This window comes from Enterococcus alishanensis (genome assembly GCF_019218635.1).
GTDB lineage: Bacteria > Bacillota > Bacilli > Lactobacillales > Enterococcaceae > Enterococcus_A > Enterococcus_A alishanensis.
The window spans coordinates 121771-136756 of sequence record NZ_JAHUZB010000006.1; the positions used below are offsets into that span (position 1 = coordinate 121771).

General features: G+C 36.4%; 11 protein-coding genes. 1 reads left to right on the plus strand and 10 read right to left on the minus strand.

Translation table 11 applies throughout. The features are described 5' to 3' along the window. Window positions 1-106: 106 nt before the first annotated feature. Complete coding sequence (locus tag KUA55_RS14285; protein ID WP_218327064.1) at window positions 107-904, plus strand: IclR family transcriptional regulator; 798 nt, start codon at window positions 107-109, stop codon at window positions 902-904. Here the strand turns inward: KUA55_RS14285 and KUA55_RS14290 are convergent. The 10 genes from KUA55_RS14290 to KUA55_RS14335 form a co-directional block, all read right to left on the minus strand. Next, window positions 897-2855, minus strand: a complete 1959-nt coding sequence (locus tag KUA55_RS14290; RefSeq protein WP_218327065.1) for a S9 family peptidase — start codon at window positions 2853-2855, stop codon at window positions 897-899. The two genes, KUA55_RS14285 and KUA55_RS14290, sit on opposite strands and share 8 nt — an antisense overlap. Next, on the minus strand, window positions 2842-4116 hold the full coding sequence (locus KUA55_RS14295) for a M20 family metallopeptidase (RefSeq protein ID WP_218327066.1): 1275 nt from the start codon (window positions 4114-4116) through the stop codon (window positions 2842-2844). The genes KUA55_RS14290 and KUA55_RS14295 overlap by 14 nt, the downstream gene beginning before the upstream one ends. Before the next feature lie 26 nt (window positions 4117-4142). After that, on the minus strand, window positions 4143-4955 hold the full coding sequence (locus KUA55_RS14300; protein ID WP_218327067.1) for an ABC transporter ATP-binding protein: 813 nt from the start codon (window positions 4953-4955) through the stop codon (window positions 4143-4145). Further along, window positions 4952-5965 (minus strand): ABC transporter ATP-binding protein, encoded by a 1014-nt coding sequence (locus tag KUA55_RS14305; RefSeq protein ID WP_218327068.1) that lies wholly within the window; start codon window positions 5963-5965, stop codon window positions 4952-4954. Before KUA55_RS14305 ends, KUA55_RS14300 begins: the two co-directional genes overlap by 4 nt. A 12-nt stretch (window positions 5966-5977) precedes the next feature. Further along, complete coding sequence (locus tag KUA55_RS14310) at window positions 5978-6841, minus strand: ABC transporter permease (protein ID WP_218327069.1); 864 nt, start codon at window positions 6839-6841, stop codon at window positions 5978-5980. Window position 6842: 1 nt separating this feature from the next. Continuing rightward, the gene (locus KUA55_RS14315; protein ID WP_218327070.1) at window positions 6843-7799 is read right to left on the minus strand and encodes an ABC transporter permease; all 957 of its coding nucleotides are present in this window, start codon (window positions 7797-7799) and stop codon (window positions 6843-6845) included. Between the two features lie 22 nt (window positions 7800-7821). Continuing rightward, complete coding sequence (locus KUA55_RS14320; RefSeq protein ID WP_218327071.1) at window positions 7822-9405, minus strand: ABC transporter substrate-binding protein; 1584 nt, start codon at window positions 9403-9405, stop codon at window positions 7822-7824. A 720-nt stretch (window positions 9406-10125) separates the two neighbouring features. After that, window positions 10126-10884 (minus strand): ABC transporter ATP-binding protein, encoded by a 759-nt coding sequence (locus KUA55_RS14325; RefSeq protein WP_218327072.1) that lies wholly within the window; start codon window positions 10882-10884, stop codon window positions 10126-10128. Between the two features lie 12 nt (window positions 10885-10896). Further along, complete coding sequence (locus tag KUA55_RS14330) at window positions 10897-13245, minus strand: ABC transporter permease (protein ID WP_218327073.1); 2349 nt, start codon at window positions 13243-13245, stop codon at window positions 10897-10899. Between the two features lie 130 nt (window positions 13246-13375). After that, window positions 13376-14632 carry an MFS transporter gene (locus KUA55_RS14335; RefSeq protein WP_218327074.1) on the minus strand — a complete coding sequence of 419 codons (1257 nt, stop codon included), beginning with the start codon at window positions 14630-14632 and terminating at the stop codon, window positions 13376-13378. Between the last annotated feature and the right edge of the window lie 354 nt (window positions 14633-14986).

Sequence of the window (14986 nt, forward strand, 5' to 3'; positions counted from 1 at the left end):
CCCATTTTTTATATCATTATAATGAATTAGTAATACCCGTTAAAAAAAATCTCCGTTGACAGAAAGTCAGCCATCCGCTAATCTAAGAAATATAGAGGAGACTGGTATGTTAAAAACGCTCAATCAATCACTACAAGTTTTAAATCTTTTTAGTAAAGAAAAGCAACAATGGTCTGTACGAGAAATTGCCGATAAGCTAGCGATGAATCAAACAGCCATTTATAGAATTTTAGAAACTTTTGTGCAAAATCATTACTTAGTTAAAGATGAGAAAAAAAAACAATATGAAGTTGGACCAGCATTGGCACTGTTTAGTTACCTAGCCTATGACAAATACAATGTTGTCACTCTAGTCCAACCTTTTTTATACAATTTAATGAAAGAAACTGGTGAATCCGTTTATTTTGTCAAAAGGAACCATTTAGAAGCCACCACCATTGACGCTTTCGAACCAGAAAACAAAGTCAGCTTTGCAGTTTCTTTAAATAAATCAATGCCCTTATACTCTGGTGCTTCCTACTGGGCAATTCTTGCTTACATGGATCCCGTTTTAATTGAGGAAGTGTTAGAAACACCTTCTTATGCTGTGCGGGAACCAGAGAAACTGACAAGAAAAGAATTGGAAAAGCAGCTTGCCTCTACTCGTGAACGTGGCTGGTGTGTTAGCCGCGAAATTGTGACTTTAGATGTAGTGGCAATTGCAGCACCAATCTTTGTCAATAATGAAATTATTGGCTCTTTAGCAATTGCCAAACCAATCTATCGGACACAAGATTCTGATATTGAGCCTTTAGGCCAGTTGGTTAAAATGACCGCCAACCAAATTTCGGCACTGTTGTCAGAAAATAATTTGAATTTAAATTCCTATCGGTTTTTTAAAGAAAAAACTGAAGGTCTTAATTAGTTATATCGTCATGTTGTTTAAACCAAGCCATCATTTCTTTTAGACGAATCAAGCGAAAAGCTGGTTTACCCGTACGGGAGAGCTCATGATTAGAGTTAGGGAAGCGAATAAATTTTGCTTCCTTTTTTTGATATTTTAAAGCCCGATACCATTGCTCTGCTTGTTCCATAGGGCAACGATAGTCTTCTTCCCCATGCATCACTAAGACTGGCGTTTCAACTTGACCTACATAAGCCAAAGGCGATTTTTCCCATAGCTTTGCTGGTTTAATAATATCCGCTGCATTTTCCTCTACGAAAAAATAATACCCAATGTCACTCGTACCAATCATACTTACAAAATTCGACATGGAGCGCTGGGTGATTGCAGCCTTGAAACGATTAGTCTGGGTCACTATCCAATTGACCATAAATCCTCCATAACTACCTCCCGTCACAAAAAGTCGGTTTTCATCAATCTCTGGCTCTTTTGCTAATACATGATCTAGTGCAGTCATAATATCGGAATAGTCCTCTTCTCCATATTTTCCCACAACACCTTTTAGATGGTCCTGCCCATACCCAAAGCTACCTCGGGGATTCAACAGTAAGACAAAATAACCAGCTGCCGCCATTTGTTGGATTTCATGATGAAACGTTTCTCCGTGCATAGTATAGGGTCCGCCATGGATATTAACAATTAAAGGTGCCCCCACCTGTTTTGTTTTTTCTAAAGGCCGAACCAAATAACCAGGGATTCTCCCACCGTCGTTAGCTTTCGCTTCAATTTTTTGATAAACAGCAAACTGTTTTTCTTCCTCAAAGGATTGATTAGGGTTCAGCCATTTCGTGATTTTTCTTGTCTCTAAATCCAAAACCAATAGTTGCGAAGTTGAATCTGGAGCACTACAACAGAGTAACGCTTTAGGTTTAGTAGGATGGAGGGTAAAATCATAGACATGAGGTCCCACTTCAGGATAACTCTCAAAATCTCCTTCTAAGCTAAAACAATATAAACTGACTTTACCTTCAATTGAAATCAATGTAAAAAAGGCTTTGAGGGGGTTAGACCATTGCAATAAAGAGTTGTTAGTCGTTGGCTTACAATCACTAACTGCAAAATCGCTAACCTGAACATCCAACTTCTTTGAAAGACTGGTCATTTGTTGCGTCCGTAAATCAATCACAGATAAGCCGAGTTGATTGCTAGTATGATAACTAATAGGAGTGCCGATAGTGCCCACATAGCGTCCCCCTTCAGAAATGGCAGCCTCACCGAACATACCTTTTTTTGCAGAGGCGGATAACCAGTCTTCTGATTTAGTTCCTAGATTCATCCGAAACAAGCCTGAATCTTGATTAAAAGAATCTTCTAAGAGAAAACGCTCATAAAATAAATATTGTCCGTCATTAGAAACCGTCATTATCTTATGCAAGCCATAACCTAAAGAACAAGCTGTAATCTCTTCCGTCTCAAAATTATCCAGCTTTCCCTGACAGATTACATTTTTTTGTTCATCATCAAGTAATCCTTGACCATTGCTTATGTAATCAATTTTTTCTGTGATAAATACCTCAGATGAGTTTTCATTTTTCCTAGTGGTTGAATAGAAGAAATGAAGATTATCTGGATGCCAAATAATTTGCTGCAGTCCTTGTTTTTCAGCTGAAACTTGTTTTATTTCTCCTGTTGCTAACGTATAAAGATATGCTTGATTCTTTCCAGTTTCATCTGATAAAAATAAAAAAGAACTTCCTTCACGATTCCACAAAGGACTAGTATTTTTCCCACCATGAATCAGACACTCCTTAGTCTTTTCAAGGCTATTGTATAAATAAATTGAAGAATAATACTCCTGAGTCTTTTCAACAATGCCATTTTCCACATATAGCACCGAATCTCCTTGTGGCTGATAGACAGGGGTGCTGATAGTTTTTAAACACAACAAATCAGAAATTTCAATTAAACTCATTTTTACCCCCGTTTACTTTATTAAAATAATCAACAGCAGCCAAAGTATAGACCTTACCACAATTAATAATTTGTTCGATTTTTACTTTTTCATTAAAGCCATGAATTGTTTCCAACTCGGCTGGTCCATATTGTAAAACTGGAATCTGATGTTCTCTAAAATGGCGAGCATCGCTGCAAGCCCACTGTAAAACTCCGTATGCTGTTTCATCTAAAACCTCTGTTATATTTTCAACGATTGCTTGGCAAATTGGATCCTCTGCCGGAGTAAAATTAGCGGAACTTTTGAAGCCAAAACTTTCAATTTGATAATCAATATCAAGCTGATCTAGCATTTGTCTTACCCTAGTCATAACTTCTTCATTGGTGATGCCAAAAGGCAAACGGCAATCTATCGCTACCACACATTTATCTGCAACGACATTAGCGCTAGTTCCTCCATGAATCGTTCCAATATTACAAGTAATTTTCTCAAAAACACCGCGAGTCTCTGAGCGTTCATTCAGCTCCAAATAACGATTAGAAACATTTAACAGCTCAATTAAATCATCTGGTGGTGTAATCTCCCAGTTAGTAACTTGACAGATTTTTTCAATGGCTTTGACTGCATCAAAAATAGCACTGCGTCCAAGAAAAGGTGATAAGCTACCATGTCCAGGAATACCATTCACAGTTAACTTGAACCAACAAGAGCCTTTTTGACCAATTGTCGGATTTAACTCACTGGAGGGTTCAGCAATCAAACAACCATCTCCTTTGACTAAGCCTTGATCTAAGAGCCACGGAACACCAAAATCTCCGCCACTCTCCTCATCAGGAACGATAGCCAAAACAAGCTTCCCAGCTAAAGGAACTTCATAGCGTTTTAGCAAAACCATTGAAAAAATTAAACCTGCTAATCCGGCCTTCATGTCACTAGCACCTCGACCTAGCATATAACCTTCTTTAATCTCTCCAGAAAAAGGTGAAAAATCCCATTTTTCAAGATCACCCACTGGCACTGTATCAGAATGCCCACAATAAATCAGTGTTTTCCCATTTTCTGGTCCTATTGAAGCCAAGATATTAAAGCGTTTTGGATCCGGCTCATAAGTCTTAACAGGAATCTGATTTTTCTCTAAATAACCCACAATAAATTTAGTAATTTCTGTGGTATCACCTAATGGATTCTCACTAGGGATTTGCAACAGCTTGGCAGTTAAATCTAATAATTCTGCCTGATTTTCTTCTACCAAATTACTTAATTTTCGTTTATCAAACATGTTATCCTTCTCCTTATTTGATTAATTTAGGCGGGACTTTTATTGATTTGCTGGGGAATCGCAGCTAGAAGTTTTTTAGTATAGGCGTGCTGCGGATATGTGTAAATTTCTTCAGCTACTCCTTCTTCAACTACAGCCCCCATGTACATCACAGCAATACGATCGCAAAAATAACGAACCACATTCAAATCATGTGAAATAAAAATATAAGTAAGCTGAAATTCATCTTGTAAATCCAATAATAAATTCAAAACCTGCGCCTGAATAGAAACATCTAAAGCTGAAACTGGCTCATCACAAATAACCAAGCGTGGCCGCAACATTAAAGCGCGAGCAATGTTAATACGCTGACATTGTCCACCAGAAAATTCATGGGGATAACGGTTAGCATAGTCCTTTTGTAAGCCGACCTTTTCTAACATTTCTAGCGCTTGTTCTTTTCGTTCAGCAGGAGTACCAATCCCATGAATGGCTAAAGGCTCAGTTAAAATTGCTAGAATTCGTTTTCGAGGATCTAGTGAAGCATAGGGATCTTGAAAAATCATTTGAATATCTTTACGAATCGTTCGGATTTTTTCCTTTGGTAGAGCCGTTAAGTCTTGCTGATCAAAAATTACTTTTCCAGCTGTAGGAGTGATTAGTCTAGAAATCAAACGAGCAAAAGTAGACTTGCCACAACCAGACTCTCCTACTATTCCTAAGGTTTCTCCCTCTTGAACAGATAGGGATACTCCATTGACAGCTTTTAAGGTATCTGCCTCTCCACCAAATAGAGATTTTTTCTTCAAGACATATTCTTTTTCCAAGTTTCTAGTTTCTAGTAAATTTGGGATGGTCATAGGTCAGCCTCCTTTTTCACAGGTGCTTCTTGGAAATGCTGATAACAAGTGCATCGAACAAAATGTTCTGGCGCTACTTCTCTAAGCTGTGGATTAGCTTCATGAGCACTTTCGGCAATCCAAGGGATCCGGTCCTTAAAGCGGCATACGGATGGATCAATATCTCCTAAAGAAGGCACGTTACCAACAATTGTCGGCAATCGGCCAGCTTTTTTGTTGCTCTTTGGAATAGCATCAATCAATAAACGGGTATACGGATGTAATGGTTGTTGAAATATCAACTCCGTGGGACCGCTCTCCACCACCTCACCAGCGTACATGATCATAATCTTATCTGCTATGTCTGCTACTACTTCCAAATCATGAGTAATAAAAACGATACTAGTATTAATTTTTGTTTGTAATTCCTTTAGTAACCTTATAATCTGTTGTTGAATTGTCACATCTAAAGCAGTAGTCGGTTCATCAGCAATCAGTACAGCTGGATTTGACGAGATTGCCATAGCAATCATCACCCGTTGACGCATCCCTCCAGAAAATTCATGGGGATACAGTTTGATTCTTTTTTCAGCATCTGTAATACCTACTAAATCTAATAGACGAATAGCTTCTTTTTTTGCTTCTTTTTTTGAAACATTATTATGCAGGCGAATTGCTTCTACCAGTTGATTTTCGACTGTGAAAACCGGATTTAAACTAGTCATAGGATCTTGAAATATCATAGAAATTTGATTACCACGAATTTTTCGGATTTCTTTTTCCTTCATTTTCAATAAGTCTTGATTTTGAAAAAGAATTTTCCCTCCAGCATATCTTGCATTGTTGGGTAATAATTTCAAAATTGAAGTCACAGTCACACTTTTCCCTGATCCTGATTCACCAACAATTCCTAAAACCTCTCCTTGGTTAATAGAAAAACTCACGTTATCCACTGCACGCATTGGTTTTTTTTCTTTTATAAAATCAATGCATAAATTTTCTACCGTCAATAAAAGCGCATTTTCAGTCATGACTTCTCCTCCTTAAACCTTTGTTCTAGGATCTAAGGCATCTCTGAGCCCATCACCAAATAAATTCAATCCCAAAACGGAAAGTAAAATCGACATTCCAGAAAAAATTGCAATATATGGTGCGATAATCAGATAACTACGACCTTCACTTAAGATATTTCCCCAAGAAGCTGTAGGGGGTTGAATCCCTAAACCTAAAAAGCTTAAGGCTGCTTCAGAGATAATTGCACCAGCAATACTCATAGTGGCATAAACAATGATCGGTGTCAGACAGTTAGGCAATAAATGGCTGAAAATAATCCGGCTTTGAGATGCCCCTAAAGATTCAGTTACTTCAATGAAGAGTTCTTCCTTCACACTCAATACCTGCCCACGAATCATTCGTGCGAAGCCAGGAATATTCCCAACTCCAACTGCAATAATGACATTCAACAAGCCAGTTCCTAAAACAGTCATTAGTGTAATAGCCAGTAAAATAAAAGGAAAGGCAGCTAAAGCATCCATGAAACGCATGATGACAGAATCTATTAGACCACCAAAATAACCCGCAACTAAGCCTAATAAAATACCAATAACCGCGCCCATAGCCACAGCTCCAATCCCCACAATTAAAGAGATTCGTGCTCCGTAAACAATCCGACTAAATAAATCCCGACCATAGTTATCGGTACCTAACAAATGCCCTTTTTCTCCAGGAGAGAGTAAAGCATCGCTCATCTCCATTTCATTAGGAGCGTGAGTAGCAATAAGTGGTGCAAAAATCGCAATAGCAATCATGATTATCACTAAAATTAATCCTGCAAAAGCTAATTTATTTTGAAAGATTTTCTTCAAAAAAAGCTTAGTAAAACTCGGAGATTGTTTTGTTACTTCCACATTATTTCGCCACCTTCGTTAGTCTGACTTTGGGATTAACCACGGTATAAAGTAAATCAATCAATAAATTAATTAATACAAAAAGCAATGCCAGAAACAGAACCGTTCCTTGAACCACAATGAAATCTCGACGATTAATCGCATCAACGATTAGACGTCCCATTCCTGGCCAACTATAAATCGTTTCAGTTAAGACCGCTCCTCCTAGCATCGAAGAAACTTGCATCCCTAAAACGGTTAAAATCGGTGTCATAGCATTTTTTAATGCATGTTTTACAACAATTAACCAGCCAGCGACGCCCTTTGCTTTAGCTGTTTTAATATAATTTTGTTCCAGTACCTCTAGCATGCTGGAACGAGTAATTCTAGAAAAAGTTGCCATAGGAATAGTTGCTAAAGTAATTCCAGGCAAGATTAGATGACTAAAATAATCAACTATGCCATTTTGCATAGAGCCCATCCCAGTTGAAGGTAACCAGCCAAGATAAACGCTAAAAAGCAATACCAGCATAATTCCTAACCAAAAGACAGGAATTGAGACACCAATTAATGAAATTAATGAGAAAGCATAGTCCCAAAAAGTGCCCCTTTTGACAGCAGAAACAATTCCAGCTGTCATACCGATAATCAATGAAAGAATTAGTGAGAAAAGTGTTAGTACAATCGTATTTGGGAAACGCTCCAGTATTAGTTCAGTCACTGGTCGATTGTAGGCGATAGAGTAGCCTAAATCGAATTGGAACAACTGTTTGACATAATCGACAAACTGTTGAAAAAGAGGGTCATTCAGGCCCAACTGTTCTCTTAGATTATTAATTTCCTCGACACTTGCTTGCGGTCCCAACATCGTACTTGCCGGATCACCAGGAATCATCCTGGTGATCAAGAAGACAATAATTGCCACAAGAAACAATGTCGGTATTAAGTCCACGATCCGTCGTGTGATATATCTTAACAAGTCTCTCACCTTCATTCATTTTTTATTGTACCAAGCCCACGTTTGTTGTCTCATCAACTAAAACGATGGTACCATCTGGTCGTACTTTAAAGCCTTCTACCTTATTACTTAAACCAAAGATAATATCTTGGTCATATAAATCTAAGTGAGGAACATCTGCTACAATTAATTCTAAAGCATCTTGATAGATTGCAGCCCGCTCTTCTTGATCAGAAGTTTCACTGGTTCCTTGAGCTAATAATTCATCCACCTGAGAATTATTGTAACCGCCGCCGTTACCTAAAGCGCCAATTTGTTTTGAATCAAGCATTTGGTATAAGAAAAAATCAGGATCTGGATACCAGCTCCAGCCCATAATATATAGAGGTGCTTTTCCACTAGAAACAGTATCACTGAAAGTACCCCATTCTACTGTACGAATAGAGATGTTAATACCAATTTTTGCCATCTGTGCTTGGAAAATTGTCGCTGCAGCTACTCGAGATTCACCTACGTATAAATCGATATCAAAACCATCTGCATAGTCAGTCTCTGCCAATAACGCTTTCGCAGCGGCTACATCTGGTCCGCTATTATCAATAACTGTTTGAGCAACTTCATCGCTATATCCCCAAGAGGCCTCTGGTAAAGGTAAATAAGCTTCCTTAGCTTCTCCGTATTTGTAAACTCCATTAACTAATTCGGTCCGATCTAAGGCTAAATTCATAGCTTGACGAACCTTCAAATCAGCAGTTGGGCCTTCTACCATATTAAAGGCTAAATAACCTATAGATAGGCCTGAAGATTGAGCCAAGGTCAGTTGATCATTTCCTTTAATCAATTCAACATTTTGACCACTGATATTCGTAGCAATATCAATATCCCCTGACTGTAAAGCATTACCCATCATATTTGAATCAGTAATAAAGGTAAAACGAACATTGTCTAGTAAAGGCTCAGATTGCCAGTATTTATCATTTTTAGCTAATTGCACATAATCATCAGTCATCCATTCTGAAAATGCATAAGGACCAGTACCAACTGGATGTTGAGCAAAAGCCTCTCCCCAGCCATCTACCTCTTCCTGAGGAACAATTGAATTTCCTGCATCCGTTAACATTGCTAAAAAAGCAGCATATGGAGTTTCTAATTCAATCGCAACTTCCGTGTCACTATTCGCCGTAATTGATGCAACATTACGTAAGCGATTCATGGCAGAATCATTTAAAGAACGTTCCAACGAATACTTAATGTCCTCAGCAGTCATTAACCGACCGTCTTGATAATCACCTGGCTGGAAGTAAACATCATCTCGTAATTGAAAAGTATAAGTTTTCATATCTTCAGATATTTCCCAAGAAGTTGCTAAGCTAGGAACAATTTCAGTTAAATCCGTATTATAAGAAACTAGCGTGTCAAAAATACTTCGCATAATGTTTGATTCGTAAACAGCAGTGTAAGAAATTGGATCTAGTGACGCAATACTAGAAGAAAGAGCAATTTTCAATTCTCCTCCGGCAGTAGCTTGATTACCATCCCCAGAATCATTAGTATTTCCTCCACCACAAGCAGCTAGCGCTAAACCTAAACAAGCCAATAAAATTCCTTTTGATAAAATTTTTTTCATGATACGCCTCCTTGATTTCGATATGAGAAACTTTTCTTCATATAATGAATTATTAAAATAATATCAGAATTTTCTATTTTCTTCAATATAGATTCTAATTTTTTTCTCATATTTTTCATTAAAGATTCATAAGTTATAGTGATTTTACTTGCAAAAGTAGGAAAGATTATTGTGAATTTAACGAATAAATACTTTACTATACCAGCCACAAAATAAATTAAATTAACTCAAAAAAGCCTCTTTTCATTATAAAGAAAGGCCTTGTTTTTTATTAAATATTTGTCTAACTATAAAAACAGCTAAAACTGCTATTATGAATATCAATTTCAGTTATTTATTTTACAAAGATTTTTGCCAACGTATATTAGTTCCTATCACACCTCAATTGCACTTTTTTTGATTTATATCGTTTTAGACACTTCGTATGCTTTAGATAAACATTGCTACCCACTTAGAAAATCGAGTGTGAATAGCCTACAAACACACAATGGCTTGTTTACATGGATTTGACGGCTTTTCTATTATTGTAAAAGGGATATAATTAAATAATTCCCCACCAAGAATTTTCTTGACGAGGAATTATTTTGTACTTTTGAAAATTGTTTCTTCACCATTATTGCATTCATAAATCCCTTCAGTACACAAAATTGTACCTTCACTTACATTTTTTAGAAGTAAAGAATTAAAATCCTCCTCAAAAAACAACCCATTTCATCTTATCTAAAATCCTAATTCATTCAACCATTCGGCGACTTGTTCTTCGCGATCTTTTAGTTCAGATTCAGCAGCCATTTTTCCTAAATATTTTTCAGAGATAATTCCGCCATCAGACATAAAGAGGATCCGTTCTGTTTTTGAAGCAACTTTTGCGTCATGGGTTACTAATAAAATCGTCGTGCCGGTTTGATTGATTTCATTAAACAAGTTCATAATTTCAGCAGCAGATTTTGAATTCAGGGCACCAGTAGGCTCATCGCCAAAAATAATTTTTGGATTATTAATGAGCGCACGGCAGATGGAAACTCTTTGTAATTGCCCACCGGATGCTTGCGTAATATCTTTTAAGGCTAGTTGGTGAACGCCCGTCTGTTGCATCAATTTATCCGCACGTTCATCTATTTGTTGCTGAGGTTCTTTTTTGCCTAAATAAGCGGAGAGTACGATGTTATCTCTCAAGTTGAAATTCTTTAGTAAGTTGGCTTGCTGGAAAACAAAACCCATTTTAGTTAATCGTAAATTGGTTAATTGTTCTTCAGATAAATTGGCGAGTTTTTCGCCAGAAAATTCTATCGTTCCTGAAGTTGGTTGTGTCATGCCACTGATGGTATAAAGGAGCGTAGATTTTCCCGAACCACTGGCCCCCATAATTGAGACGAATTCGCCTTTATTAATAGTTAGTTGAATATTTTTTAGTACTTGTTGCGGTTCCATATTTTCAATCGGAAAACTTTTTGATAGATCGGTTGCTTTTAAAATCATTTTATTTCCTCCTTATTCAGCGACTAAGATTAATTTTATTTTTTTTATAGATAGGCTAACTATATAGACACTTACACTCACCACCAGTGCTAAGGATAAAGGAATCACTAGATAATTGATTAGCGGATTGGTGATAAAGGTTAGATTCGAAACACCAGAAAGCAGTAGGCTAGCAACTTGGGTTCCGATTAAATTAGTTGCAACTACTCCAATCACGACACCGATTACTAAGGTAAAGATGGCACGGGTAATATATTGGTATTGTAATGTTTTTGAGGAAATACCAATGCTCTTCATGATGGCAATATTTTTTGCTTCTTTAGCTAGAATCATTTTGAAAAACATGGTGGTAATTAAGATTGCAATGAATAATGCTAGTCCAAAGGCTACAAGACTGATACTAGATACTTGATTAATAATTCCACCTAAAGTTTGTTTAATATATTCATCCGTATCGGTTACTTTGATATGCTTAAATCTTTTTTCTAAATTTGCTTTGACTTGATTAATTTTTGAGGAATCTGCTAAATTAAAATTATACGTAGCCCACAAAACATCCTCACTTGCCAACATACCTTTAGCTGTTTTCCCTCCGTTGGTCACATCTTGATAGATTCCACTAACTGTAACCGCCTCTTCTTGGCCTTGTAGCATGATCGTAAGTTGATCGCCAACGGCTGCTCCTAATTCTTGTGAATTCATATTGGACAAAGCAATTTCTTTTTCATTTTGTGGTGCTTTTCCAGTTGTATAACTCAGTGGAAATGAATCGTAATCATCCGTATTTTCGATTTTAATCGTTACAAATTCATTATCAGCATTTTTTACTTGGTACGCACTGGTTTCATAGCGAACGACATTATTTATACCCAGTTCTTTACTGGCAGTATTTTTTTGTAAGTAGTTGGAGACTTGCTGAGACTCCTCTTGATATTTATCAAGTTGATGAATATCAATCCGTAAATCACTTTTTCCAGCCCCCATATAAGAAATAAAACTAGGATCTTCAATTGTTTGCAAAAAGTTTAGCGGTACACTCATTAAAAATAAGCTGATAGAAAAAACTAACATTAACAATAGATACACTCTTATTTGGGTCAATACCTCGCGAATCCCAATAAAAATACTTTGGTTTCGAATCCAATGTTTCTTGCCACTTAAGCGCATGCGATGTGCAATTTTGCGATTTCCTGATACTTCTCCTACTTGCAAGGCTTGATAGGCGGATATTTTCTTAAAACGGCGGAAAACAATTTTACAAAACAGATAAACAAATAAGAAAACAATCATCGAACCCAAAAGTGGCAGTAAGTAACTAAGAATTGTCTTAGGCACCGTTCCCATATAAGCCGACATCGACTGGGTAAATATTTGTGTGACAAATAGTGAGGCCAGATAACCACCTACACAAGCCGTGGCAGCAATCACAACGTATTTGGTTAAATACATTTTTCTGGTATTTTTATTGCTGATCCCAATAGCCTTCATAATGCCAATTTCTCGATAGTCTTCTTCGATTGCTGTAAGAATGGTAAATCTTAAACATAGAGAAGCAATTAATAATAGCAACAGACTGATTAACGTAATGATCGCAATTACAATGCCATCAGTTAATGAATTTAATACTTGATACAAAGAACGTGTAAGCGCCGTTCCACTTTGGGGCAGATTAGATGCTGCATATTGTTTCTCAAATTCAGAAATTGTGCGATCGTCTTTTAATGCAAATTCAATCAAATACTCTTGATTGCTGATTTTATTTTCTAGCTCTTGCCAATCATGATCACTTACTAAAAAACGTTTTGAAGTTACTAAGGAAGGATTCATCTGCGCGTCACGGATAAATGATGTGATAGTATAATTTTTTTTGAAATCACCGATCTGAACGTGTACTTTAGAACCTAATTTTAAATTGTATTGCTGTTGATGATAGACGGGAACGCCGATCTCACCATCTGCAATTTGTGCAACCTGATTACTTGTGTCTAATAAAAAATCAAAGGTATCATTTTGTTTTACAAAACTGTTTTCAATAATGCTGTTAACTTCTGATTCATCATTTTTCTGAAGGAATAAATTCTCCCCCGAAATATTTAACAAGGTTACGGTTTGTTGATTTTTTACTAGATTATTTTTTTCACTAAAGGTATCGATTTCTTTTTTTTGCAGATCACCAGCATACATTTGAACATAGCTGGGTACTTTTGCTTCTTTAAATAAGTGATTCAAAGAACCATTTAGCTCCGTCACAATCATCAGCGTACTGGATACCAACATTGCAGACAACAAGATAAACATGAAGAGAGTAAAAGTAATCACTTTATTCTTTTTAAAATCTTTCTTTATTAGTCGGCGTATCATACACATTTCCCCTTTTTTTATTGATATACTGCAAAACTAAATCATTTCTTCCGTGCTGTTTCTGCAGCTAAAAATGAACTAGTAAAGCCCCCAAAATTTTATTCATTTCAATCATAAAATCCTACATTTATTAAATGTCCACTTCATTGCGGTAAAGCAGCTTGCTTATAACAGATAGTAATAGCGTCGCAATCAACGTAATGGTAATCGGAACATAAACAGTTGTTTGAAAAATTTCAAAGCCGATGCCATATAAAATTTGACCGATAGGCGCAGCACATTGAGCAGTAGCCATAATAATAGACATCACTTTTCCTAAATTTTTGGTTGGCGTGATCTTCTGAACTTTACTGATCGCAAAAATCGAAATAATTGATAAGCAAGCTGAAAGCGGAACGCCACTAAGTAAAAAGATCAGAAATGACGGTAAAGTTCCGTACTGCAGCATAAACGGCGTGCAGGCAAAAATGATTGGAATGAGTAATATTGAAATAAATAAAATCCAAAGATAAAAATTAGATACTTTTAATTTTTTTGATACAAGACCAACAATCAAGGCACCTAAAATTGTCGCAAATTCAATGACCCCCACACCGATTCCATATAAACTGGTATTCAAATTCATTGTTATTCTCAAAATATAAGGAACACCCACAATAAATAGTGGTGTAAGCGCAAAATTTAAGCCCACGCTTATGAACATCGTTTTGCGAATAAAACTGTGCTGTAGGGTATAGTGAAATCCTTCTTTCAAATCACTTATCAACACTCTAATAATATTTCCAGAATAATCTGACTTATTTTTTGGCACTAAAATACGTGTCTCTAACAATGCTGTCAAAAAGAATGCGGCTGTCGTGATAATAAGAATATTTTCCATGCCAATCATGGCATAAAGCAAACCACCTAAAACCGGTGCAACAATTCCTGATAATGATTGAACCCCTTGCAAAATTCCGTTGGCTGATTCTAATTTATCCCCTGAAGCAATACTAGGTATAATCGCCGTTATAACTGGTGTATCCATCGCGCCAACAAATCCAAAAAGAATCATTGCAATCGCAATAATTACAAGTGCTGATTGATTTAGTAGAAAAGCTGCAAGTAACAATAAACTAAACAAGCCATTCGCCAGATCAAGCGCAACCATAATTGATTTGCGATTGAATCTATCTGCTAGAGCCCCTCCAATGGGAGATAACAAGATTGGCAGGCTTGAGACTGCAAATAATGTCGCATAAATATCTGAGCGGCCAGTAATATCTAAAACATACAGCGATAAAGCAAAACGCAATAATGAAGTGCCAAAAACAGAAACAGCCTGTCCTGTTACAAGTTTAATAAAATTGAATGTTGTCTGATACTTCGAAGTTTCCATCGTCACCATAAATACCTCTCCTTTTGTAAATCTAAAAATGAATATTGATACATTTAACAATATGACTTTTATCCGCTATGTTTGAAGTCCGTTTTTTTTTAGATGAAATAGTAATATTGCCTTACATTCAATGCAGATAAATATTTTTGAAAAAATATGATTCCATCTTTTTTGATTTAGAAACCAGTTAAAATAAAAATAGTTTTTTATTAGACCAACAGTCTATGAATATATATTAATAGACCGTTGGTCTATTGTCAATTAAAATTTTGAAAAAGCTTATTTTTTCGATCTTTTGGTAAGGAATTGTCTTCATTTTTTAGCATATACCTTATTTTTAAGTTATCTGCTAAACTAAAACAG